Genomic DNA, 23,562 nt, shown 5'->3' on the forward strand with positions numbered 1-23,562 from the left:
ACGGCTCGCATGCCTCGTGGTTCCTTGCCCCACCTGGCTTGCGGGCCTCACCGACCCGGTCCTTCATTGTCACTCTCACCTTCAGAGTGCTAACGCCAATGATTAGCACTCGCCCCCTGCGAGTGCAAGCGGCTCTCGGGGATCGGGCGGGGCGCTCCGCGATGCGCGAACAAGGCTCGGGCAGGGGTCCGGGCAGGCCACATGCAGGCCACGTGCGGGCGCGGGCACGGCGAAGGGCCCGCACCCCGGGAGGTGCGGGCCCTTCGAAGAAGAACGTCGCTGCTTTAAGTCGACGCGTGCTTCAGCTGGTCGCGAGCCGGACCATGTCCGCCTGCGGCCCCTTCTGACCCTGCGAGATCTCGAAATCGACTCGCTGGCCCTCTTCCAGGGTGCGGTACCCGTCCATCTGGATCGCGCTGTAGTGGACGAAAACATCCGCACCACCGTCGACCGCGATGAAGCCGTACCCCTTCTCCGCGTTGAACCACTTGACGGTGCCCTGAGCCATGCCTAACTCCCCTATTACTGGCCCTTGCACAGATCCACACTTCGCGGATCCGGGTCAGACCTCACCCCCCATCGGTCGGGGGCGTGCGCCGGAACGCGTCGACCGCGGCTGAATGTATCTGCCCAACTGCCGTCTGCAACAGGTCAATCGGACGAGAAATCCGGGCACAGCCGGTCGGGAATGTGGGGACAATTCCCCTGACTTCAGGTCAAGTCGGACCTGATAAACGGAACAAAAGCCGCAAAAAACCCGCACACTTTGGCTACTTCTTGTCGGGCGGGCGGCAGAAATCAAGGGCCACCGACCCGTGAATCGGCGGCATGTTCCCCAACTGTACCTCGCTCAACCACACAGAATTGCCCCCTCCGCTTCTCTCACGGAGGGGGCAATTCGATGAACTCTCGGTGACCGGGGTTACCGATGGTAATGATCGGTCATTCGGTCAGCCTCCGGCGACCGCCGGAATGATGGAGACACCCGCGCCGTCCGGCGTCGCCGTCTCCAGCCCCTGCTCGAAACGGACGTCGTCGTCATTGACGTACACGTTGACGAACCGGCGCAGCTTGCCCTGGTCGTCGAGAACCCGGGCGGCGATCCCGGTGTGGTTCTTCTCCAGGTCGGCGATGACCTCGGCGAGGGTGCCGCCCTCGGCGCTCACTTCGGCCTGGCCACCCGTGTAGGTACGCAGGATGGTGGGGATGCGGACGTTGACGCTCACGTATGACCTCCGGTCAGGTAGTCGCCCCTAGGGGCGCGGGGCTGTGTGGAATTTGCGACTACCGCCGCGTGGGCACGACCAGCCCCCCACGGCCCGCAGACGAAAATCTATGGGACAGGCCCCTAGACGAGACCCGCCTCGCGGAACGAGTCGAGGCTGGGCCGAATGGTCGCAGTCAGCCCCGTACCGGCCACCGCATCCAGCGTCTTGAGACCATCACCGGTGTTGAGAACGACCGTCGTCTTCGTCGGGTCGAGGACACCGTTCTCGATCAGCTTGCGCGCCACACCCACGGTCACACCGCCGGCGGTCTCCGCGAAGATGCCCTCGGTCCGGGCAAGGACCTTGATCGCGTCCACGACCTGCTCGTCCGTCACGTCCTCCACCGCACCGCCGGTACGGCGAGCGATGTCCAGGACGTAAGGACCATCCGCCGGGTTGCCGATCGCCAGCGACTTGGCGATCGTGTTCGGCTTCTGCGGGCGGACCACGTCGTGCCCCGCCTTGTACGCGGTCGACACCGGCGAGCAGCCCTCGGCCTGCGCACCGAAGATCTTGTACGGCTTGTCCTCGACGAGCCCGAGCTTGATCAGCTCCTGCAGCCCCTTGTCGATCTTCGTGAGCTGCGAGCCGGAGGCGATCGGCACGACGAGCTGGTCGGGCAGCTGCCAGCCGAGCTGCTCGCAGATCTCGTACGCCAGGGTCTTGGAGCCCTCGGCGTAGTACGGCCGCAGGTTGACGTTGACGAAGCCCCAGCCCTCACCGGCCGGGTCGCCGATCAGCTCGGAGCAGAAACGGTTCACGTCGTCGTAGTTGCCCTCGATGCCGACGAGCTCGCCGCCGTACACCGCGGCCATGACGACCTTGCCCTGCTCCAGGTCGTGCGGGATGAACACGCAGGAGCGGAAGCCGGCGCGGGCCGCCGCGGCGCCCACCGCACCGGCGAGGTTGCCGGTCGAGGAGCACGACAGGGTGGTGAAGCCGAAGGCGCGGGCGGCCTCCAGGGCCTGGGCGACGACACGGTCCTTGAAGGAGTGCGTCGGGTTGCCGGAGTCGTCCTTGATGAAGAGCTTGCCGGCGTCGACGCCCAGCTCACGCGCGAGGTTGTCGGCCTTGACGAGCTTGGTCCAGCCGGGGTTGATGTTCGGCTTGGTGGCCACGTCGGCCGGGACGGGCAGGAGCGGCGCGTAGCGCCAGATGTTCGCGGGACCCGCCTCGATCTGCTTGCGGAGCTCCTCGGCGTCGTAGGCCGAGAAGTCGTACGCGATCTCCAGCGGGCCGAAACACTCCTCGCACGCGAAGACCGGTCCGAGGGGCACCCGGTGACCGCACTCGCGGCAGGACAGCGCCGCGGCGGGACCAAGGTCTACGGTGGATTCGGTGGTGCTTGCAACAGTCTGCACAGCCATGTGAGGCGAGGCCCTTTCTCCTCATCTTCCTCACGACGCATCTCGCCGTGAGACGGATTTGGCACCTTCCCTAGCCGGGAGCCTCGCGGAGACGATCGACAGTGATCGCTACGAGAACCGACTGGAGGGTTGCCGGGGCTTCATCGGGCCGTTTCCCTCTGCCCCTCTGGATGAGCTGTATTCGGTTGTTAACGGCGGTTGACCCCGGACATGCGATGGTCATCCGCGTTGTTCAAGACTGTAACCGACGGCCAGGACAGTTGAGAGAGTCCGTCCGAACCGCGAGACAAACCGTGAGGAGCCGCCAACCGTGCTGGAAGAAGTCGAGCGCTGGCTGAGCACCCGCTCCTGGTCCGTGACCGATCGCCCGCTCCACCAGATCCTGGCCGCCAAGCAGCGTACGGGCCAGTCGGTCTCCGTCGTGCTGCCGGCGCTCAACGAGGAGGAGACGGTCGGCGACATCGTCGCGATCATCCGTCACGACCTCATGCAGCAGGTTCCGCTGGTCGACGAGATCGTCGTTGTCGACTCGGGATCCACCGACCGCACCTCCGAGGTGGCCGCCGCCGCGGGCGCCCGGGTCGTCCACCGCGACGACATCCTGCCCCGCATCCCGACCGTGCCCGGCAAGGGCGAGGTGCTGTGGCGCTCGCTGCTCGTCACGCGCGGCGACATCGTCTGCTTCATCGACGCGGACCTGAGGGAGTTCAAGTCCGACTTCGTCTCCGGCATCGTGGGCCCGCTGCTGACCGACCCCGAGGTCGATCTGGTGAAGGGCATGTACGACCGCCCCCTCGGCGGCGCGGCCGGGCAGGGCGGCCGGGTGACCGAGCTGATGGCGCGCCCGCTGCTGAACATGCACTGGCCGCAGCTGGCCGGTTTCGTGCAGCCGCTCGGCGGCGAGTACGCGGCCCGCCGCTCGCTGCTGGAACAGCTCCCCTTCCCCGTGGGCTACGGCGTCGAGCTCGGCATGCTGGTCGACGCCCTGCACCTGGTGGGCCTCGACGCCCTGGCCCAGGTGGACGTGGGCGTCCGCAAGCACCGCCACCAGGACGGACAGGCCCTTGGCCGGATGTCCGCCGCGATCTACCGCACGGCCCAGCTGCGGCTGGCCCGCGGGCACCTCATCCGCCCCTCCCTCACCCAGTTCGAGCGGGGCGAGGACGGGTTCGAGCCGCGCACGTTCTCCGTGGACACGGAAGAGCGGCCGCCGATGGCGGAGATCGCGGAGTACGCCTCCCGCAAGGTGGCTTGAAGGTGGCTTGAATGCGGCCTGAAGCTCGTCCGGAACGTCGTATACGGCCCCTGCCAGTGAGGTGAACCGCACGTTTGAGCGGTTCCGGGCCGGGCTAGGTTGAGGCGTATGGCTTCCACGCAGGATGCGCAGGGTGCTGCCAAGGTGCTGGTCGCGTCGAACCGCGGTCCGGTCTCGTACGAGGTGCGCGACGACGGCTCGCTGCACTCCAAGCGGGGCGGCGGCGGAGTCGTCTCCGGACTGTCGGCGATCGGGCCGGACGCGGGCGCCCTGTGGGTGTGCTCCGCGCTGTCCGAGGGGGACCGGGAGGCGGTGCGGCGCGGGGTCGGCGAGGGCGGCGTGCTGATGCTGGACATCCCGGCCGACGTGCACGCCGACGCCTACAACGGCATCGCGAACTCGGTCCTCTGGTTCGTCCACCACATGCTCTACCAGACGCCGCTGGAGCCGGTCTTCGACGCCGAGTTCCAGCGGCAGTGGGCGTCGTACGAGGCGTACAACCGGGCCTTCGCCGAGGCGTTGGCCGGGCAGGCGGCGCCGGGTGCGGCGGTGCTGGTGCAGGACTATCACCTGTGCCTGGTGCCGGGGATGCTGCGCGAGCTGCGCCCTGACCTCCGTATCGGCCACTTCTCGCACACGCCGTGGGCGCCGCCGGAGTACTTCCGGATGCTGCCCGACGATGTCGCCGGCGAGGTGCTGCGCGGGATGCTCGGCGCGGACCGGCTGGGGTTCCTCACCCGCCGGTGGGCCGACGCGTTCGAGGCGTGCTGTGCTCAGTTCGCCGGCGGGCTGCGGGGTACGCGGGTCGGGGTGCACGGGCTGGGGGCGGACGCGGACTTCCTGCGGACGCGTTCGCATGAGTCCGACGTGGCCGAGCGGATGGCGGTGCTGAGGGGTGAGATCGGTGTGGCGCCGGACGGGAGCGCCCGCAAGACCGTCGTGCGGGTCGACCGGACCGAGCTGTCCAAGAACATCGTGCGGGGCCTGCTGGCGTACCGGCAGCTGCTCGACGACCACCCCGAGTGGCGTGAGCGGGTGGTGCACGTGGCGTTCGCGTATCCGTCGCGGCAGGACCTGGCGGTCTACCGGGAGTACACGGCGGAGGTCCAGCGCCTGGCCGAGGAGATCAACTCCCGGTACGGGACGCCGGGTTGGACCCCGGTGGTCCTCCACGTCAAGGACGACTTCGCCCGCTCGCTGGCCGCGTACCGGCTGGCGGACGTGGCCCTGGTCAACCCCATCCGGGACGGCATGAACCTCGTCGCGAAGGAGGTGCCGGTCGTCTCCGACGAGGGGTGCGCGCTGGTGCTGTCGCGGGAGGCGGGGGCCTTCGCGGAGCTGGGCGAGGACGCGATCGCCGTGAACCCGTACGACGTGATGGACACGGCGCGGGCGCTGCACGAGGCGTTGTCCATGGGGCCGGAGGAGCGGGCGGAACGGTCGAAGAGGCTGACTGCGGCCGCGACCGCGCTCCCCCCGGCCCAGTGGTTCCTGGACCAGCTGCATGCGCTGGACGAGGAGAACTAGGAGGGCCAGGAGGGCCAGGCGGGCCAGGAGGCTGGTCAGCCCGTCTGGGCGGCGATCGCCTGCAGCAGCCGTACGACCCCCTGCGGGCCGTCCACCACCACGTCCGCCTTCTTCGACAGCTCGGTGACCTCCTCGCTGCCGCTGCAGACCAGGAGGCCCGGGGTGCCGTCGGAGCGGAGTTCGTCGACGGCGGCGTAGGCGGGGAGGTCGCCGAGGTCGTCGCCGGCGTAGAGGACGGACCCGGCGCCGAGTTCGCGGACGTACTCGCTCAGCGCCACGCCCTTGTCCATGCCGGGCGGGCGGAGTTCGAGGACCATGCGCCCCGGTTCGACGATGAGGCCGTTGCGGGTGGCGAGGTCGGTGAGGGGCTCGCGGAGGGCGTCGAAGGTGCCCTGGGGGTCGGCCGCGCGGCGCGTGTGCACGGCGACGGCATGCCCCTTGTCCTCGATCCATGCGCCCTGGGTGCTTGCGAGGAGGCCCGGCAGTTCGGCGCGGACGGCTGCGACGCCGGGGTGGGGGTCGGGTGCGGTGACCTCACCGCTGACCGCGTCCCAGCGCTCGGCGCCGTAGTGCCCGAGCACGACGAGGTGCTCCAGCCCCGGGACCCCGGCGAATCCGCCGTACTGGACGGCGACGTCGGCCGGACGGCCGGTGATCACCGCCACGGAGGCCACCTTCGGGGCGAGCGCGGCGAGCGCCGGCAGCGCGTCGGGGTGGGCGCGGGCCTTCTCGGGGTCGGGCACGATCGGCGCGAGGGTGCCGTCGAAGTCGAGGGCGACGAGTGCGCGGGCGGGGCGGGCGAGGATGGCCGCGAGGCCGTCGCGACCGGGCTGGGTCGCGGGGGTCGGCAGGGGGTCCGGTGAGTTACCCATACGACGACCCTATCCACGCGGGGTCGCGCATATCCCTGTGTCTCGCCCCCGCCAGGGGGCTCCGCCCCCAGGAACGGGAGACCCGGCCCGTACCCGTCACCGCTCCCCCCGCCGCGCCTCCCGCACCCGCCGCAGCCGGTTCACCGTCACCGGATCGTGGGCCAGAGCCCGGGCGTCGTCCAGCAGGGCGTTCAACAGCTGGTAGTAGCGGACAGGGGCCAGGCCCAGTTCCTCGCGTATGGCCCGCTCCTTCGCGCCGGGACCCGCAAAGCCCCGGCGTTCCAGGGCGAGGATGGCCTGCTCGCGCTCCGCGAGGACGGGGGCGGGGGCGGGGGCGGCGACGTCCTCAGGCTGGTCCTGGCTCATGTGTCGCACCGTAACGCCCCCCACCGACAAGCGACCTACTCGGCAGTCTCCGCCCGCGTAGCCGTCGACTGCAGCTGCGCCAGGATCGCCGACGGGCTGCCGCCGGACGCGACCGTCTTGCCGATGCGCTTCTTGATGTCCGCGCTGACCGCGGCCCAGGAGGTCCGGCCGACCGGGTAGAGCTCGGACAGCGGGAGTTCCTCGAGGAAGGGCTTGAGGTCGGCGTCCCCCTTGGCCCCGGTCATCACCGTGGACGCGGAGTTCGTGACGGGCAGCAGGTCGTACTCGCGGGAGAAGTCCAGGACGTTCTGCTTGTCGTAGACGAAGTCGAGGAACTCGCCCACCTGCTCGGCATGGCCGTTCTGCTTGAAGGCCATCATCCAGTCGGCGACGCCCATGGACATCTTGGTGGGCCCGTCCGACCCGGGCATGGGCACCATGCCGAACTTCACGCCCTTGTCCGCGGCGATCCGCATCAGCGAGGGGTGGCCGTTGAGCATGCCGACGTCACCGGCCGCGAAGGCGGAGAACGCGTCGGCCCGGTTGAGCTCGCCGGGCGCGACCGGGCCCGTGAGCTGCTTGCCGACCAGGTTGTTCTTGAGCCAGTTGAAGGTGGCGACGTTCTCGGCGGAGTCGATGCTGTACGTGCCGAGGTCGAAGTCGGTGTAGCCGCCCCCGCCGCTGAGCAGCCACTGCATCGTCTCGGCCTGCGCCTCCTCGGGCCCGAGCGGCAGCGCGTACGGGTACTTCACGCCCTTTGCCTTGAGCGCCTCGGCGTCGGCGGCCAGCTCCTTCCAGGTCGTCGGCGCGGTGAGGCCGGCCTCCTGGAAGAGGGTCTTGTTGTAGAAGAGCAGGCGCGTGGAGGAGGCGAACGGAATGCCGTACTGCACCCCGTTGACCTGCCCGGCGTCCGCGAGCTGCGAGACGAAGTCGGCCTGGACGGGGATGGAGAGCAGGTCGTCGGCCTCGTAGAGGAGGTCCTTCGCGGCGTAGTCCGCGTACGCGCCGATCTGCGCCATGTCCGGCGCCTTCCCGGCGTCGACCATCTCCTTGACCTTGGCGTCGACGTCGTTCCAGGAGTACACCGTGACGTCGACGCGCACGCCGGCGTGCTCCTCCTCGTACTCCTTGACGAGCTTGTCCCAGTACTTCTGGGAACCGTTCGCCTCACTGTCCCCGTAGTCCGCGGCGACCAGCTTCAGCGTCACCTCGTCCGAACCACCGGTCAGCCCACAGCCGCCCAGAGCCGCCGTCAGGCCCAGCGCGGTCATCGCCGCGATCGTTCCCGTACGCCCTGTACTCCTACGCCGCTGCACGCAGAACCGCCCCACACCCATGTTCGAAACTTTCGAAACGTCATACATATTGCCCCCATAAGGTCTACACCACGTAAGTGGACTAGACCTCTCGCGGGTAGGCAAGCCACACTGTCCCTCGTGAGACATGTCATCGCCCTCGATGTGGGCGGCACCGGGATGAAGGCCGCCCTGGCGGGGGCGAGCGGCGCCGTGCCCAGTGAGGGCACGCCCGCCGTGCCCCACCAGGTCCGCCGCCCGACCGGGCGTGAGCGCGGGCCGGACGCGGTCGTCGAGGGCATCCTCGACTTCGCGGCCGAGCTGCGCGCGTACGGCGAACAGCACTTCGGCGAGCCCGCTGCCGCCCTCGGCGTCGCCGTCCCCGGCATCGTCGACGAGGAGCGCGGCATCGCCGCCTACTCGGCCAACCTGGGCTGGCGCGACGTACCCCTGCGGCAGCTGCTCACCGAACGGCTCGGCGGCATCCCCGTCGCCCTCGGCCACGACGTGCGCACCGGCGGTCTCGCGGAGGGCCGCATCGGCGCGGGCAAGGGCGCCGACCGTTTCCTCTTCGTGCCGCTCGGCACCGGGATCGCCGGCGCCATCGGCATCGACGGCCGGGTGGAGGCGGGTGCACACGGCTTCGCGGGCGAGATCGGCCACATCGTCGTACGACCCGGCGGGCCCGCCTGTCCGTGCGGGCAGCGCGGCTGCCTGGAGCGGTTCGCGTCCGCGGCGGCGGTGAGCGAGGCCTGGGCCGCCGCCTGCGGGGACCCGGAAGCGGACGCTGCGGACTGCGCCAAGGCCGTCGCGTCCGGTGACCCGAACGCCGTACGGGTATGGCAGGAGGCCGTGGACGCGCTCGCCGACGGCCTGGTCACCGCCCTCACCCTGCTGGACCCGCGCACCCTGATCATCGGTGGCGGCCTCGCCGAGGCAGGGGAAACCTTGTTCACACCGCTGCGGGACGCCGTCCGGCGGCGGGTGACTTTCCAGAAGCTGCCGGAGATCGTCCCCGCCGCCCTGGGCGACACGGCGGGATGCCTGGGCGCCGGGCTGCTGGCCTGGGATCTCCTCGACAACACCGACGGCACGGAGGTAACCGCCTGATGGCCAACGCCCCAGGGGCTCGGGACAGCGCTGAATCTGCGGCTACCGCCGCGCGGGCGCGACCAGCCACGACGCACCCGCAGCCCGCGACGGACAAGGTGCCCCTCATCCTCTCCGGCGCCGACGTGGTCATGCCGACGGGAATCCTCAAAGACGGCCAAGTGATCGTCGACGGCACCCGCATCACCAGCACAGCCCCACAAAGCGCCCAGGTCATCGACGTAACCGGCCACTACCTGGTCCCCGGTTTCGTAGACATCCACAACCACGGCGGCGGTGGAGCCTCGTTCACCTCAGGCACGCCGGACGACGTGGTCAAGGGCATCCACACCCACCGCCTGCACGGCACCACCACCCTGGTCGCCTCCACGGTGACCGGCGACATGGACTTCCTGACCCAGCGAGCCGGCCTCCTCTCCGAACTGGCCGAGCAGGGCGACATCGCGGGCATCCACTTCGAGGGGCCGTTCATCTCCCCGTGCCGCAAGGGCGCGCACTCCGAGGAACTGCTGCGCGACCCGGACCCGGCGGAGGTGCGCAAGCTGATCGACGCGGCGCGCGGCAGGGCCACGATGGTCACCCTGGCCACCGAACTGCCGGGCGGCCTCGACTCCGTACGCCTCCTCGCCGAGCACGGCGTCATCGCGGCGATCGGGCACACGGACGCGTCGTACGAGCAGACGGTGGAGGCGATCGAGGCGGGCGCGACGGTCGCCACGCACCTCTTCAACGCGATGCCGCCGCTCGGCCATCGCGAGCCGGGCCCGATCGCGGCCCTGCTGGAGGACGAGCGGGTGACCGTAGAGCTGATCAACGACGGCACCCATCTGCACCCCGCCTCGCTCCAGCTGGCGTTCCATCACGCGGGCGCGGGCCGGGTCGCGTTCATCACGGACGCGATGGACGCCGCGGGCTTCGGCGACGGCCGCTACATGCTCGGCCCGCTGGAGGTGGAAGTCGCCGACGGTGTGGCACGCCTCGTCGAAGGCGGCTCGATCGCGGGGTCCACCCTCACCCTCGACCGCGCCTTCAAGCGGGCGGTGACGATCGACCGGCTGCCCGTCGAGGACGTGGTGGCGGCCCTGTCCGTCAACCCCGCCAAGCTGCTCGGCCGGTACGACCGCATCGGCTCCCTGGAGCCCGGCAAGGACGCCGACCTGGTGCTGCTGGACTCCGACTTCGACCTCAAGGGCGTGATGCGCCGGGGCGAATGGGTGGTCGATCCCCAACTGGGGTGATGTGTCCTGCTGTTGAGGGCGGCGGTTGTCCTGCGAGACTGGGACGGCCGCCGTCCGTTTGGCATGATCAGCCTCCGGGCGAAGCGCCCGGCAGACAGACGGCAAACACATCGCGAACTTCTTCGGGGGAGGTCGGCCCAGGTGATCCTCACGGTCACACTGAACACCGCTCTCGACATCACCTATCGCGTACGGGCACTACGGCCCCACGCGTCCCACCGCGTCTCCGACGTCACCGAACGCCCCGGCGGCAAGGGCCTGAACGTGGCCCGCGTCCTCGCCGCCCTCGGCCACGAGGTGACAATCACCGGCTTCGCGGGCGGCGCGACGGGCAGCGTCGTACAGGAGCGGCTCACGGCCACGCCGGGCGTGGTGGACGCGCTGGTCCCGGTGACGGGCGCGACCCGACGCACCATCGCCGTGGTCGACGAGCGAACCGGCGACACGACCCAGCTCAACGAACCCGGCCCGACGATCACCTCCGCCGAGTGGTCCGCCTTCCAGGAGGCGTACGAGGACCTCGTCCCGTCGGCCTTGGCGGTGGCCCTGTGCGGCAGCCTGCCGCCGGGGGTGCCGGTGGGGGCGTACGCCGGTCTGGTACGGGCCGCTCGCGCGGCGGAGGTTCCTGTACTGCTGGACACCAGCGGCGAGGCACTGCGCCGGGGCGTCGCCGCCCGCCCGGACATCATCAAGCCCAACGCCGACGAACTGGCCGAACTCACCGGCTCCCACGAGCCGTTGCGCGCCACCCAGGACGCCCGCCGCCGCGGCGCCCGCGCGGTGGTCGCCTCCCTCGGCGACACAGGCCTCCTGGCCCTGACCCCCGAGGGCCGCTGGCGCGCCACCCCACCGGCCCGCCTCCACGGCAACCCCACCGGCGCCGGCGACGCAGCGGTCGCGGGCCTGCTGTCGGGGCTGGTCGAGCGGCTGCCCTGGCCGGAACGGCTGACCCACGCGGCAGCGCTGAGCGCGGCGAGCGTGGTGGCGCCGGTGGCGGGGGAGTTCGACCGGGGGGCCTACGAGGAGTTGCTGGGGCGGGTTGTGGTGACCGGGGAGGTCACCGCAGCCTGACGGCTACTACTTGACCCAGCCCTTCACCAGCCACAGCTGATCGATGAGGGCGTCGCACTGGTTGCCCTGCTCGCAGGACACCTTGATCGTGTTCGTGCCCTTGTTGAGCTGGATCCAGTTGTACGTTTTCGTCCAGCTCTTCTCGTAGTCACCCTCGGGGCCGTGCGCCCAGTTCTTCAGGTCGACCGGAGTGTTGGCCGGCGTGCCGTTGACCGTGAGGGTGGCGTTCTGGTCCTTGCCGGGGACGCTGTAGCCGACGTACACGGTGTACTTGCCGGACTTCGGGATGCCGTTGACCTTCCAGGTGACCGAGGAGCCGACCTGGTTGAAGCCCTGGACGTAGACGCCGCCGTCCGCCTGGGCACCCTTGACGTCGGACGCGGTGACGGCGCTGCCGCCGAGGGCGAGGGCCTTGGCGTCGATCGTCGGCAGGTCCTCTTCGGCCGCCTGGCTGTTGCTGTTCGACGGGCTCGGCGCGGTGCTCTGCTGGGACTGCGTCGGCGTCGAGTCGGCCTCGTTGTCCTTGTCGCCCTTGTCCTCGTCACCGCCCAGCATCGCCACCCCGATGCCTATGACGACCGCCGCGACCACCGCGATCGCGCCGATCAGCAGGCCCTTGGTGTTGGGGCCCCCGCCGCGGCCGCCGCCGGAGCCGCTGCCGCCGCTGTACGCCGGCTGCTGCTGGGCCGTCGGTGCCGCGCCGGGGTGTGTCTCCGGCGCCGCGTAGTGCGCGTTCGGCTGGCCGTACGTGCCCTGCTGTTGCGGTATCTGGCCGTGGGGCGCCGTCGGCTGCTGCTGGCCGTACTGGCGCTGGCCGACCGCTCGCACCCGGTTGACCGAGCCCGGGTAGCCGTAGCCCCCGCCACCGGAGGGGGGCTGGGCGCCGTTGGCCTGCCCGTCGGCGTAGAGGTAGCCGAACGGGTCGTCGTCCTCTGGCGTAGTGGCGCCGTTGTTGCCGGACGTCATCCCTTTGGTACTCCTCACCAGGTGCGGGCGGATGCGATACGTGGGGTCAGAATGGCGAGCCTACCCGCTCCTGCTGACCCAAACGGGTGACACGGATCGCATCAGCTCGCTGACCTGGGAGTTACCCAGCGCGTCTGTGCTGTTTGGGACGAGATCGTTTCTCTACGTACATCCGCTCGTCAGCGGACTTCAACACTTCGTCCGCGGTCATCCCGCAGTGTGCCCACCCGATGCCGAAGCTGGCGCCCACCCGTACGGCACGGCCTTCCGCCCGGATGGGCTGGATGATCTCGTTGCGCAGACGTACGGCGAGGTCCTGGGCGTCGGCCCGGCCGAGCCCGTCGGCGAGGATCACGAACTCGTCGCCGCCGAGCCGGGCGACGGTGTCGCCGTCGCGGACCCCGCGCGTCAGCCGCCTGGCCACCTCGATGAGAACCGCGTCACCCGCGTTGTGCCCGAACCGGTCGTTGATCGACTTGAAGCCGTCGAGGTCGCAGAAGAGGACCGCGAGCCCCTTGGCGCCGTCGTCGCGCCCGCCCTCGACCGGGGCGATGGTGTGCTCGTGATGGTCGTAGGCGTCGAACGCCGCCGCGCCGGGGAAGTCGAAGCCGTGGCCGTTGGCGTCGTAGACGGCGGGGTGGCCGTAGGCCGCGTCCGTGGACTCCAGGGCGCCCGCGTGGGTGGGGCGCTGACACAGGCGCGCGGAGAGGCGGGAGCGCAGCTCGGCGGAGTTCGGCAGGCCGGTGAGGGAGTCGTGGGAGGCGCGGTGGGCGAGCTGGAGCTCGCGGCGCTTGCGCTCCTCGATGTCCTCGACGTGGGTGAGCAGGAAGCGGGGGCCGTCGGCGGCGTCGGCGACGACGGAGTTACGGAGCGAGACCCACACATAGGTGCCGTCGCGGCGGCCCAGGCGCAGCTCCGCGCGGCCGCCCTCCGCCGACGTACGCAGCAGCGTGCCGATGTCCTCGGGGTGGACGAGGTCGGAGAAGGAGTAGCGGCGCATCGCGGAGGCGGGGCGGCCCAGCAGGCGGCACAGCGCGTCATTGGTCCTGAGGATCCGGCCGTGCTGGTCACCGCCCATCTCGGCGATGGCCATGCCGGAGGGGGCGTACTCGAAGGCCTGCCTGAAGCTTTCCTCGCTCGCGCGCAGCGCCTGCTGCTCGCGTTCGAGCCGGACCAGTGCCCGCTGCATATTCGCGCGTAGACGTGCGTTGCTGATGGCGATGGCGGCCTGGAACGCGTACATCTGGAGCGCCTCGCGCCCCCATGCGCCCGGCAGCCGGCCGTTGCGCGGCCGGTCCACGGACAGGACGCCGATCAGCTCGCCGCACGCGCTGCCCTGCACGCCGGGCGTGTACATCGGCGCGAACAGGCGGTCCGAGGGGTGCCACTCGTCCTCGAAGCGGGGCGCGGGGCCGTCGGTGTACCACTGCGGTACGTCGTCGTCGTCGAGTATCCAGCCCTCGGTGTGCGGGATGAAGACCAGGTCGCCCCAGCGCTCGCCCATGGTCAGCCGGCGCTCCCAGGAGTCGCGGGAGCCGACACGGCCGGTGATGAGGGCCTCGGCGGCGGGGTTGCCGGAGAAGGCGGCGACGACGAGATCGCCGTCGGGGCGTACGAGGTTGACGCACGCGAGTTCGTAGCCGAGGCCGGCGACAACGCCGTCGGCCACGGTCTGCAGCGTGTCCGCCAGGCTGCGGGCGGTGTTCATGTCCGCCATGACCTGGTGCACTTGTCGCAGGGTCGCAAGACGGACGTACGGCTCCGACTCGGTCTCCATGCTCGCCCTCCCCCCGAGACCTCGCAGCGAATCAAGGGTGCTCTTCGGCGCTTCTTAATCGATCGTGCCCTTGCAGCTTCCCCGCCACTGAATCACAGCGCGCTGCCCACTCGGTACACAGGGTCAACAATTAATGGCTCTTGTGACTCAAGTCACAGAGAAACGTGAACAATTGAGCGGCGTTTCTGCGTTTTTCCTGTGCGTTTACCGAACGCAAACTTTGTGCGCGTGTGGAGGTGCCGCGAAACGGTTCTGAACAGGCGCGTCGGGCTCCGTCCGTAGTCCTAGGTCTGTTCTCGGGCGAAGGGCCGATGTGGCGTGTGCGGGGCTGACATTAGCGTTTTCGGCGTGCCGAACACTTCTCCCCCCGCGCCGCCCGTGACCGCCGTCCTCCCCACCGCCCGGAGCGCTTCCGGGCATGCTGAGGGCGTGAGCAACGACGAGTTCCGTGCCGCCATGTCGCGGCTGGCCGCGGGTGTGGTCCTGGTGACCGCGCTCGAGCCGCCGCTGGACCCGGACGACCCGCACGCGCCGGTCGGCGAGGACGTCGGCATGACGGCCACGGCCTTCATGTCCGTGTCCCTGGACCCGCCGCTGGTCCTGGTCAGCCTTCGCGAGGGCTCCCGCATGGACGACCTGCTCGTCGAGCAGCCCCTGTGGGCGGTCTCGGTCCTCTCCGAGAGCCAGCGCCACATCGCCGGCCGCTTCGCCATGAAGGGCCGCGTCAGCGACCGGCTGCTGTTCGCCGACATCCCGTACGTCCGCGGCAAGGAGACCGGCGCCCCGCTGGTGGGCGGCGCGCTGGCCACCCTGGAGTGCCGCACCGAGCAGCGGGTGACGGCCGGCGACCACACTCTGGTGATCGGCCGCGTCCTGTCGGCCTCACTGCCGAGTTCGGACGGGGGGCCGCTGACGTATTTCCGGGGGCGGTACCGGCAGTTGGGGTGAAGATCAGCGATCGAGGCGAGATCCGGAGCCCGGACGAAAATCCGTGGCCGCCGATGATCACTCGGCATACCGTGCGCGGATGACATCGACTCCCGCACTCCGCCTCGAAAACATCACACCCGTAAACTTCGAGACCGCGACCGGCATACGCGTCCGCCCCGAGCAGGAATTCGCAGTCTCCCCGGTGATGCAGTCCCTCGCCGAGGCATACGTTCATCCGGCGGGCGTCGCCTGGCCGCGCCTGATTGTCGATGGTGACCGTCCTGTCGGGTTCCTGATGGCCTTCTTCGACATCGACTGGCGCGGCGACGGCACACTGTTCCGCTCGGGACTGTGGCGGCTGAACATCGCGGCGGAGGAACAGGGCCGTGGCTACGGCCGGTTCGCGGTCGAGTCCGTGGCCACCGAGATCCGCCGCCGGGGCGGCACGGAGTTGTACGTCACCTGGCATCCCGGACCGAACGGCCCTGAGGGCTTCTACCTCGGCCTCGGCTTCCGGCCGAACGGGGAGACCAGCGAGGGCGAGACGGTGGGGGTGCTGGAGCTGGACCGGATCGGCTAGATCGGCCTGACGTCGAGCCGGGACACCCGCCCGGGATCCGTCACGATGTCGATCACGGCGATCCGATCCCGTACGAACGCAAACTTCAGGGCCCGCTCCACCCGCCCCTCGGCAAGCACCACGAACCCCGCCACCCCGTCGACCAGCGCGGGTCGCGCGACACCGGCAAGGGGCCCGAACGTCGCCGCGCCCCGCGCCACCGCCGCCGCGCCCGTGGCCACCCCGACCTCGGTGCGGGCGACGACGTCCGGGTCCAGGACGTCGAGCAGCCCGTCGAAGTCACCGTTCCGCGCGGCGGCGAGGAAGGCGTCCACGAGCTGCCGCTGCCTGGCGCGGTCGGCCGCGGGCACGTCCGCCCCCTGTACCCGGCGCCGGGCACGGCTGGCGAGCTGCCGGGCGGCGGCCGGCGTACGGTCCACGACGGCCGCGACCTCCTCGTACGGCACCCCGAACAGGTCGTGCAGCACGAACGCCAGCCGCTCGGCGGGCGTCAGGGCGTCCAGTACGACGAGCAGGGCCACGCCCACCGAGTCGGCGAGGAGCGCGTCCTGCTCGGGGTCGGTCGCGGAGGCGGGCGGGATGGCGGACGCGAAGACGGCGGGTGCGGCCGGAGCGGCGGGAGCGGGTGCCGTGGTGTCCAGGGGCTGCTCCGCGCGGGACTTGCGGGAGCGAAGCATGTCCAGGCAGACCCGGCCGACGACGGTCGTCAGCCAGCCGCCGAGGTTGTCGACCCGGGTGGTGTCGGAGCGGCTCACCCGGAACCACGCCTCCTGCACCGCGTCGTCGGCCTCGGCGGTCGAGCCGAGCATGCGATGAGCGACGGCGCGCAGACGGGCACGGTGCGCCTCGAAGCGCTGGGCAAGGAAGTCGGTGTCGCTGGTGTCGCCGCCGCTCATCTGTCACAGCCTCTCGTCGCGGTCCGTCATCAGTGGCATGACGGATCGCGCGACGGGGATGTGACAGGCGCGGTACGGGTGGTGGCGGCGCAGTGCGGGTGTGTGGCGGCGCAGTGCGAGTGCGTGGCGGCCCGGTACGGGTGCGTGGCGGCCCGGTACGGGTGCGTGGCGGCGCGGTACGGGTACGCGACGGCCCGGTACGGGAGCGCGACGGCGCGGTACGGGTGGTGGCGGCCCGGTACGGGAGCGCGACGGCCGGTGTGGCCGTGGGCGGAGGTGCGGCTGCGGCGCGGAGGTGCCGGCCGCGGCGTGAGGTGCCGACCTCAGCGCGGAGCGCCGACCTCAGCGCGGGGTGCAGGCCGCAGCGCGGAGCGCGGCCGCAGCGCAGGGCGCCGACCGCAGCGCGGAGACGCGGCCACGGCGCAGGGCGCCGGCCGGAGCCCTTACCCCCAGCCCCGCCCCGACCGTCCCCGCTTGGTGTCCGAGCGCTGCTTCTTCTCCCGCAGCCGCCGCTCGTTGATGCCCCGGGGGATCCGGGTCGGCTTGCGCGGCTTCGGCGGCGGGGCCGTCGCCTCGGCGAGGAGCGCGGCGAGGCGTACGGCGGCCGTCTCTCGGTTGCGCCACTGGGAGCGGTGCTCGGAGGCGCGCACGGTGACGACGCCGTCGACGAGGCGGGACGCCAGCCGCTGCAGCGCCCGCTGCTTCCACACCTCGGGCAGCGCCTCGGTCTTCGCCAGGTCGAACCGCAGCTCGACCTGCGAGTCACTGGTGTTGACGTGCTGGCCGCCCGGGCCGCTCGACCGCGAGAAACGCCACATGAGCTCGGCCTCGGGAAGCGAGACGGAGCCACGGACGACGTAGGGACCAGACATGCCGTCCATGTTCCCTGTCCTGTCCGGTCCACGTCACGCGAATATCCCCTACGAGTGCTCTTTGGCAAAGAAAGTAAAGACACCTGGAACTTGAGGTACCCCTCTTCGCGTTCATAGGGGTAGCTGTAGCTTCTAGCCGTACCGCAACGAGGGAAGGGACTCCCAACAATGGCTGTAAGCCTGTCCAAGGGTGGCAACGTCTCGCTCACCAAGGAGGCTCCGGGCCTGACCGCCGTCACCGTGGGCCTCGGCTGGGACGTCCGCACCACCACCGGCACGGACTTCGACCTCGACGCCTCGGCGATCGCGGTCAACCCCACGGGCAAGGTCTACTCGGACGCCCACTTCGTCTTCTTCAACAACAAGCAGACCCCGGACAGCACCATCGTCCACACCGGTGACAACCGCACCGGCGAGGGCGCGGGCGACGACGAGGCGATCAACGTCAACCTCGCCGGCCTCCCGGCCGACGTCGACAAGATCGTCTTCCCGGTCTCGATCTACGACGCGGAGAACCGCTCGCAGAACTTCGGCCAGGTCCGCAACGCCTACATCCGCATCGTCAACCAGGCCGGCGGCGCCGAGATCGCCCGTTACGACCTGTCCGAGGACGCGGCCACCGAGACCGCCATGGTCTTCGGCGAGCTCTACCGCAACGGCGCCGAGTGGAAGTTCCGCGCCGTAGGCCAGGGCTACGCCTCGGGCCTGGTGGGCATCGCGCAGGACTTCGGTGTGAACGTCTGACGGACGCCGCGCTGAGCCGGAGCCCCTTGCCGCGGTACGCCGTGGCCGGGGGCTCCCGGCGTTGGGGGCTTGGCACTCGGCCTGAAGGGTGGCGGGGCGACGGGCGTGCCGGACGGTGGGCGCCGTCAGGGCTGGGCGGGTTTCCCGTCCCCGTACAGCCAGTCCTCCCAGATCCCGTCGAAGTCCTCGTCCGGCGCCGTCTTCTCCACGTACGCCGTGAAGTCGTCGGTGTCCGCGCTCCCGTGCCGGTGCTCGGCCGCCCAGCCCTGGACGATGTCGTAGAAGGTGTCGTCGCCGACGGTCTGACGGATCTTGTGCAGGACCATCGCGCCGCGCTGGTAGACGGGGTTGTCGGAGATGTGCGCGGCGCTCGTGGGCTTGGCGGGCGGGAAGTCCCAGAGGTCCTCGTAGTCGTCCTCGCCGTGGTCGTACAGGGCGTCGAAGGTCTCCTGCGCGCTGTCGCCGCCGTCGCCCTCCTCCCACAGCCACTCCGCGTAGGTCGCGAAGCTCTCGTTGAGCCACATGTCCCGCCAGCTCTTCGGCGTCACGGAGTTGCCGAACCACTGGTGGGCGAGCTCGTGTACGAGCAGCTCGGTGCCGGGGGCGCCGGGGAAGACGGGCCGGTTCTGGGTCTCCAGGGCGTAGTCGGCGGTGTCCGCGCCGGCGACGATCGCGCCGGTGGAGGAGAAGGGGTACGGGCCGAAGTTGTCCTCCGCCCAGTCCATGATCTCGGGCAGCTCGGCGAGCACCCCGTCGGTGTCGCCCGCCTCCTCCTCGTCCACGGCGACGTACACGGGCAGGCCGCTGTCGGTGGTGGAGCGGCTGATTCTGTAGTCACCGATGGCGAGCGTGGCGACGTAACTCGCCATGGGTTCGGAGGTGTGCCAGCGGAAGGTCGTCTCACCGTCGCTGGTCGTCCGGTTCACCAACTCCCCGTTGGAGACGGCCTCCAGGCCCTCCGGCACGGTCACGTCGATGTCGTACGGCGCCTTGTCCGACGGGTGGTGATTGCCGGGGAACCACGCCATGGATCCCGTCGGCTCCCCGAGGGCGAGCGCGCCGTCGGCGGTGGGGAGCCAGCCTTCCTCGGAGCCGTCGGGGTCGGTGACGGTCTCGGGGTGGCCGGAGTAGCGGACGGTGAGCCGGAAGGTCTCGCCCTTGTCGAGCTCGTCGTGCGGACGGACGACGAGCTCCTGGCCGTTGCGGCTCCAGCGAGCGCTCCGGCCCTCCACGCCGACCCGCTCGACGTCCATGCCCTTCAGGTCGAGGTCGAAGGCGGAGAGGTCCTGGGTGGCGCGTGCCGTGATCTCCGCCGTGCCGGTGAGGTGGCGGTCGTCGGGGTCGTAGGCGAGGTCGAGGGCGTAGTGGGTGACGTCGTAGCCGCCGTTGCCGGCCTTCGCGAAGTACGGGTCGCGCACCCCGGAACCGCCGGGCGTGCCCTGGACGCCGCTGCTGCACGCGGTGAGGACGAGCAGGGCGGAGGTGACGGTCAGGGCGACGGGCACGAAACGGGACACGCCGGTGATCCTATGAGTTCGGGCGTGACACCATCCCCTACGTGCTCGACATCGGCTACGCCCTCTCCACCCGCTTCCCGGATCCCCCGCAGACGGACTACCGCCGCGCGGACGTCCGCGCCCTGCGCCACGACCTGTTCTGCGGCGACGTCTACCTCGCCGACACCAAGGCGGACCGGGAGTTGTCCACAGCCTGGGGATGGGTGCCGGTGCTCGACTTCGCCTGGGCCCTGTGCGACATCGTCGAGCAGCTGGACCAGGACCCGGCCGGCTCCCGCGCCTCCCGTCCGCAACGCGCGGAACTGGACTTCACCGAGTCCACGGACCGCATGCTCTTCGAGCGCCGCTTCGGCTGGGTGGACATCGAGTCGGACTGGATGCCGGCGGAGGAGCCCCCGCTGACCTTCTCGCACACCGAGCTGCGCCGCGAGGCCCGCGACTTCCTGCACGACCTGATCGCCGACCTGATCGACCTGCACGACGGTTTGGCCGAGAACCCGGCGATCTGGACACTCCAGGCACGGTTTCCCCGGGTGGGGTGAGCGGGGCGGCGAACCACCTGGCTGACGGAGAGGCCACCCGCGACGCTGGTCGCGGGAGCACGCCGGACGACTCCGCCGACTCCCGCTATGCCCGGATCTAACCACCCTCGCGCAGGGCCCGGGCCCTGGCCCGACGGATCAAACGCCCATCCCTTCGCGGGCTGTTCGCAGCATGGGCCAACGCCGTCCTTCAGCCCCACCGACCTTCCGCAGACCTTCCGAAGACCTTCCGAAGACCGCCCCCTATCCCTCCACCCGGATCCCCAGCTGCGCCGCCAACACCGGTGCCAGATCCAGGAGTTGCCCCGGACTGATCACCGCTCCGGTCAGCCGGTCCACCCCCCGCGCGATGTCCAGTTCGGCCGCCCCGCGCAGGTCCACGTCCGTCAGCGTCACCCCGGTGAGGTCCGCCCCCTTCACCGCGCAGTCCACGAACTCCACCCGCTCGAGGCGGGCGCCCCCGAAGTCCGGCTCGACCAGGACGCACCCCTCGAAGACGACGTCCTTGAGCTTGGCCTTGCGCATGTTCAGGTAGTCGATCTTGCCGCCGCGGATCAGCACCCGCTCCAGCACGGCGCCGTGCAGCTGCACCCCGCCCAGGCGGGCGTCCACCAGCTCCACATCACGCAGGGTCGACTCGGCGAGATCGGTGCCGACGCCCCGTAGACCTGTGAGCACCGAGTCGAGGATCCGGGCGCGATGAAGTCTCGTCTCGTCCAGGGCGCAGCCCCGCAGCTCGCAGTCCAGGAAGCGGGCACCCCCGCCGTCCTGGCCGCCCAGGTCCTCCTCCCGGAACTCCAGGCCGTCGTAGTCCTCGTCCGGCTCCAACTCCCCGTCCCGGTACGGCTCCAGCGGCGGCAACCGCAGCTCGGGCCGCCGCGCACCCTTCACGCCACCCCTGCCCGGACCACCGCCCCTGCCCGCGCTGCCACCCCTGCCGGTACCGCCGCCCTCACCCATCGCTGTCCTCGCCATGCCCCCCATGCTGCACCCCACCACTGACAATCCCCCTGACCTGCGCCGACACCGCCGATGTCACATTCCGGGTGCCCAGGACCGTCCTACTCACAGAGAAGGGCCGAAAGGCGACCCCGAGCACAAGGGAGACCCCAGCCATGCACCGCATCACCGTCGTCGGCGGCGGCTTCGCCGGACTCACCGCGGCCATCACCGCCGCCGAGGCGGGCGCCAAGGTCACCATGTACGAGGCCCACCACACCCTCGGCGGGCGGGCGCGGACCGCCGAGGGGCCGTACCGGACGAACGAAGGACCGCACGCCCTGTACAGCGGCGGCCCGCACTGGGTCTGGCTCAAGCAGCGCGACCTCATCGGGCCGCTCGCGCCGATCCCGCCCCTGGAGGCCGCCCGGCTGCGGCTGCGGCACCGCGGCGTCCTGCGTCGCACCCCGCCCTTCGCCATGCTCAAGCTGTTGCGGCGCGGCCTGCCGCAGGCGCCCGTCGACGTCGACTTCATGACCTGGGCCACGGACATCGCCGGCGAGGAGGGCGCGCGTGCCGCCGCGCACTACTCCGCCGTCGCCCTGTTCCACCACGACCCCGGCGCCCTGTCCGCCGCGTTCGTGCAGGAGCGGCTGCGCCGGGCCACGAAGCTGCCGCCGGAGGCGCACTACCCGCGGGGCGGGTGGGCGACCATGATCGACCGGATGGCGGCCCGGGCGTGGAATCTCGGGGTGCGGATGGAGACCCTCTCCCGCGTCGACAGCCTCGACGACCTGACGACCGGCACGCCCGTCGTCGTCGCCACGTCCCTCGACGCCGCCCGCCGCCTGCTCAGGGACGACTCCCTGACCTGGACCAGCGGGCGTACGGCACTCGTCGACCTCGCCGTGCGGACCCGGCGCGGGGACGCCTTCGTCGTCTCCGACCTCGACGGGACCGGGTGGCTGGAGCGGTTCACCGCACAGGACCGGTCCCTGGCGCCGGCCGGTGAACAGCTGATCCAGGGCCAGATCCCGATCGCCCCGCACGAGTCCAGGGCCGACGGCATCGCCCGTGCCGAGCAGCTTCTCGACCTCGGCTTCCCCGGCTGGCGCGAACGCGTCACCTGGCGCCGGGAGTCCGTCGCGAGCGGCCGTACCGGCGCCGTCGACCTGCCCGGCACCAGCTGGCGGGACCGCCCGGCCGTCGACCGCGGCGACGGGGTCTATCTGGCGGGCGATCAGGTCGCCGCCCCCGGCGTGCTGTCCGAGGTCTCCTTCAACAGCGCGCTCACGGCGGTGTCCCTGGCCCTCGGCCGGCACGCCCTTGACCTCAAGCAGGCTTGAGGTTGCAGCATCGATCAGGTTGCAGCATCGATCAGCGGCCGCCGGCTACGCGGCGGCTTGCCGACACCTTCCCAGCACCTGGCTCATCTCATGGGGGATTCCAATGCACGCCATCCGCCTGCACACCTTCGGCCCGGCCGAGAACCTCACCTACGAGGACGTCGACGCCCCCGCACCGGGCCCCGGCCAGGTCCGCATCGCCGTAGCGGCAGCGGGCGTCCACCTCCTCGACGCGACGCTGCGCGAGGGCATCCAGGGCCCGGCACCGCAGCCGCCCACGCTGCCCACGATCCCCGGCCGCGAGGTCGCCGGCGTCGTCGAGTCCCTCGGTGAGGGTGTCGCCGCGCTCTGGCTCGGCAAGCGCGTCGTCGCCCACCTGGGCTTCGCGCCGGGCGGCTACGCCGAGCTGGCCGTCGCCGATGTCGACCGCGTCCACGAGATCCCCGCGAACCTCGACTTCGCCGAGGCCGTCGCCATGATCGGCACGGGCCGTACGACTATGGGGATCCTGCAGTTCGCCGAGCTCGGCCCGGACGCGGTCGCCGTGATCCCGGCGGCCGCCGGCGGCATCGGCACCCTGCTCGTGCAGTACGCCAGGAACGCCGGCGCCGTCGTCATCGGCCTCGCCGGAGGCCCTCAGAAGGTCGCCCGCGTGCGGGAGAACGGCGCCGACCTGGCCGTCGACTACACGGACCCGGCATGGCCCGAGAAGGTGCGCGCCTTCCTGGGCGGGCGACCGGCCACCGTGGTCTTCGACGGCGTCGGCGGCGACGTCGCCCGCGAGTCCGTCGCCCTGCTCGGGCCGGGCGGCAGGCACCTCGTCTTCGGCTGGTCCGGCGCAGGGCTTGACGGCAGGCCCTACTTCGTCGACGGCGTCTCCCAGCAGGTCCTCGGCCCCGCGATGATGCAGAAGGCCGGCGGCCCCAACCCCGTACGCACCCTGGAACTGCGCGCCCTGACCGAAGCCGCCGCGGGCCGTCTCACCCCGGCCGTCCAGCGCTTCCCGCTCGCCGAGGCGGCGGCCGCCCATCGCGCCCTCGAAACGCGCGGAACCACCGGAAAGGTGGTACTGGAGCCATGACCG

23 protein-coding genes and 1 riboswitch are annotated in these 23,562 nt (G+C 70.9%); of the genes, 11 read left to right on the forward strand and 12 right to left on the reverse strand.

Annotated features, from left to right (window positions below; genetic code table 11):
* Nucleotides 1-301: 301 nt before the first annotated feature.
* The 3 genes from PBV52_RS21415 to thrC all read right to left on the reverse strand — a co-directional run bounded on the left by PBV52_RS21415 (nt 302) and on the right by thrC (nt 2,635).
* On the reverse strand, nt 302-508 hold the full coding sequence (locus PBV52_RS21415; protein WP_019057200.1) for a cold-shock protein: 207 nt from the start codon (nt 506-508) through the stop codon (nt 302-304).
* A 442-nt stretch (nt 509-950) separates the two neighbouring features.
* Complete coding sequence (locus PBV52_RS21420) at nt 951-1,226, reverse strand: MoaD/ThiS family protein (protein WP_274240250.1); 276 nt, start codon at nt 1,224-1,226, stop codon at nt 951-953.
* Nucleotides 1,227-1,348: 122 nt separating this feature from the next.
* Nucleotides 1,349-2,635 carry a threonine synthase gene (thrC, locus tag PBV52_RS21425; RefSeq protein ID WP_274240251.1) on the reverse strand — a complete coding sequence of 429 codons (1,287 nt, stop codon included), beginning with the start codon at nt 2,633-2,635 and terminating at the stop codon, nt 1,349-1,351.
* Nucleotides 2,636-2,653: 18 nt separating this feature from the next.
* Nucleotides 2,654-2,812: riboswitch (SAM riboswitch) on the reverse strand.
* A 133-nt stretch (nt 2,813-2,945) separates the two neighbouring features.
* Here thrC and PBV52_RS21430 point away from each other — a divergent pair.
* Both PBV52_RS21430 and PBV52_RS21435 read left to right on the forward strand, forming a co-directional pair.
* A complete protein-coding gene (locus PBV52_RS21430; RefSeq protein ID WP_274240252.1) occupies nt 2,946-3,890 on the forward strand; it encodes a glucosyl-3-phosphoglycerate synthase in 945 nt (314 codons plus the stop codon).
* Between the two features lie 108 nt (nt 3,891-3,998).
* The gene (locus PBV52_RS21435) at nt 3,999-5,417 is read left to right on the forward strand and encodes a trehalose-6-phosphate synthase (RefSeq protein WP_274240253.1); all 1,419 of its coding nucleotides are present in this window, start codon (nt 3,999-4,001) and stop codon (nt 5,415-5,417) included.
* Nucleotides 5,418-5,452: 35 nt separating this feature from the next.
* Here PBV52_RS21435 and otsB read toward each other — a convergent pair whose 3' ends face one another.
* From otsB to PBV52_RS21450, 3 genes are all read right to left on the reverse strand, one after another.
* The gene (gene otsB, locus PBV52_RS21440; protein WP_274240254.1) at nt 5,453-6,289 is read right to left on the reverse strand and encodes a trehalose-phosphatase; all 837 of its coding nucleotides are present in this window, start codon (nt 6,287-6,289) and stop codon (nt 5,453-5,455) included.
* 96 nt (nt 6,290-6,385) lie between these two features.
* Nucleotides 6,386-6,655 (reverse strand): DUF3263 domain-containing protein, encoded by a 270-nt coding sequence (locus tag PBV52_RS21445; RefSeq protein ID WP_274240255.1) that lies wholly within the window; start codon nt 6,653-6,655, stop codon nt 6,386-6,388.
* Nucleotides 6,656-6,690: 35 nt separating this feature from the next.
* Nucleotides 6,691-7,926 (reverse strand): ABC transporter substrate-binding protein, encoded by a 1,236-nt coding sequence (locus PBV52_RS21450; protein ID WP_274240256.1) that lies wholly within the window; start codon nt 7,924-7,926, stop codon nt 6,691-6,693.
* A 165-nt stretch (nt 7,927-8,091) separates the two neighbouring features.
* Between PBV52_RS21450 and PBV52_RS21455 the strand changes: the two genes are divergently transcribed.
* From PBV52_RS21455 to PBV52_RS21465, 3 genes are all read left to right on the forward strand, one after another.
* Nucleotides 8,092-9,060: an ROK family protein gene (locus tag PBV52_RS21455; RefSeq protein ID WP_274240258.1), complete on the forward strand. Its 969-nt coding sequence runs from the start codon at nt 8,092-8,094 to the stop codon at nt 9,058-9,060.
* Complete coding sequence (gene nagA, locus PBV52_RS21460; RefSeq protein WP_373921891.1) at nt 9,060-10,298, forward strand: N-acetylglucosamine-6-phosphate deacetylase; 1,239 nt, start codon at nt 9,060-9,062, stop codon at nt 10,296-10,298. Before PBV52_RS21455 ends, nagA begins: the two co-directional genes overlap by 1 nt.
* 141 nt (nt 10,299-10,439) lie before the next feature.
* A complete protein-coding gene (locus tag PBV52_RS21465; protein WP_274240259.1) occupies nt 10,440-11,369 on the forward strand; it encodes a 1-phosphofructokinase family hexose kinase in 930 nt (309 codons plus the stop codon).
* Between the two features lie 6 nt (nt 11,370-11,375).
* Here the strand turns inward: PBV52_RS21465 and PBV52_RS21470 are convergent, their stop codons facing one another.
* Both PBV52_RS21470 and cdgB read right to left on the reverse strand, forming a co-directional pair.
* The gene (locus PBV52_RS21470) at nt 11,376-12,335 is read right to left on the reverse strand and encodes a CBM35 domain-containing protein (RefSeq protein ID WP_274240260.1); all 960 of its coding nucleotides are present in this window, start codon (nt 12,333-12,335) and stop codon (nt 11,376-11,378) included.
* A gap of 121 nt (nt 12,336-12,456) precedes the next feature.
* Nucleotides 12,457-14,112, reverse strand: coding sequence for a diguanylate cyclase CdgB (gene cdgB / locus PBV52_RS21475; protein WP_274240261.1), 1,656 nt, complete (start codon nt 14,110-14,112; stop codon nt 12,457-12,459).
* A 348-nt stretch (nt 14,113-14,460) separates the two neighbouring features.
* Between cdgB and PBV52_RS21480 the strand changes: the two genes are divergently transcribed.
* Both PBV52_RS21480 and PBV52_RS21485 read left to right on the forward strand, forming a co-directional pair.
* The gene (locus PBV52_RS21480; RefSeq protein ID WP_373921892.1) at nt 14,461-15,060 is read left to right on the forward strand and encodes a flavin reductase family protein; all 600 of its coding nucleotides are present in this window, start codon (nt 14,461-14,463) and stop codon (nt 15,058-15,060) included.
* 79 nt (nt 15,061-15,139) lie between these two features.
* A complete protein-coding gene (locus PBV52_RS21485; protein WP_274240263.1) occupies nt 15,140-15,622 on the forward strand; it encodes a GNAT family N-acetyltransferase in 483 nt (160 codons plus the stop codon).
* Here PBV52_RS21485 and PBV52_RS21490 read toward each other — a convergent pair.
* On the reverse strand, nt 15,619-16,518 hold the full coding sequence (locus tag PBV52_RS21490) for a sigma-70 family RNA polymerase sigma factor (RefSeq protein WP_274240264.1): 900 nt from the start codon (nt 16,516-16,518) through the stop codon (nt 15,619-15,621). The two genes, PBV52_RS21485 and PBV52_RS21490, sit on opposite strands and share 4 nt — an antisense overlap.
* Before the next feature lie 443 nt (nt 16,519-16,961).
* The gene (gene arfB, locus PBV52_RS21495; RefSeq protein WP_274240265.1) at nt 16,962-17,399 is read right to left on the reverse strand and encodes an alternative ribosome rescue aminoacyl-tRNA hydrolase ArfB; all 438 of its coding nucleotides are present in this window, start codon (nt 17,397-17,399) and stop codon (nt 16,962-16,964) included.
* Between the two features lie 159 nt (nt 17,400-17,558).
* On the opposite strand from arfB, the gene PBV52_RS21500 reads away from it, so the two are divergent.
* A complete protein-coding gene (locus PBV52_RS21500; protein ID WP_030050335.1) occupies nt 17,559-18,134 on the forward strand; it encodes a TerD family protein in 576 nt (191 codons plus the stop codon).
* A 125-nt stretch (nt 18,135-18,259) separates the two neighbouring features.
* Here PBV52_RS21500 and PBV52_RS21505 read toward each other — a convergent pair whose 3' ends face one another.
* The gene (locus PBV52_RS21505; protein ID WP_274240267.1) at nt 18,260-19,651 is read right to left on the reverse strand and encodes a M1 family metallopeptidase; all 1,392 of its coding nucleotides are present in this window, start codon (nt 19,649-19,651) and stop codon (nt 18,260-18,262) included.
* A 41-nt stretch (nt 19,652-19,692) separates the two neighbouring features.
* On the opposite strand from PBV52_RS21505, the gene PBV52_RS21510 reads away from it, so the two are divergent.
* Nucleotides 19,693-20,193 (forward strand): hypothetical protein, encoded by a 501-nt coding sequence (locus PBV52_RS21510; protein ID WP_274240268.1) that lies wholly within the window; start codon nt 19,693-19,695, stop codon nt 20,191-20,193.
* A 243-nt stretch (nt 20,194-20,436) separates the two neighbouring features.
* On the opposite strand, the gene PBV52_RS21515 is transcribed toward PBV52_RS21510, so the two are convergent.
* On the reverse strand, nt 20,437-21,084 hold the full coding sequence (locus tag PBV52_RS21515) for a pentapeptide repeat-containing protein (RefSeq protein ID WP_274249495.1): 648 nt from the start codon (nt 21,082-21,084) through the stop codon (nt 20,437-20,439).
* A gap of 224 nt (nt 21,085-21,308) precedes the next feature.
* On the opposite strand from PBV52_RS21515, the gene PBV52_RS21520 reads away from it, so the two are divergent.
* Nucleotides 21,309-22,478 carry an FAD-dependent oxidoreductase gene (locus PBV52_RS21520; protein ID WP_274240269.1) on the forward strand — a complete coding sequence of 390 codons (1,170 nt, stop codon included), beginning with the start codon at nt 21,309-21,311 and terminating at the stop codon, nt 22,476-22,478.
* 103 nt (nt 22,479-22,581) lie between these two features.
* Entirely contained in the window at nt 22,582-23,559 is a 978-nt protein-coding gene (locus tag PBV52_RS21525; RefSeq protein WP_274240270.1) for a zinc-binding dehydrogenase, read from the forward strand.
* The last annotated feature ends 3 nt before the right edge of the window (nt 23,560-23,562 follow it).

Source organism: Streptomyces sp. T12, assembly GCF_028736035.1.
Classification (GTDB): domain Bacteria; phylum Actinomycetota; class Actinomycetes; order Streptomycetales; family Streptomycetaceae; genus Streptomyces.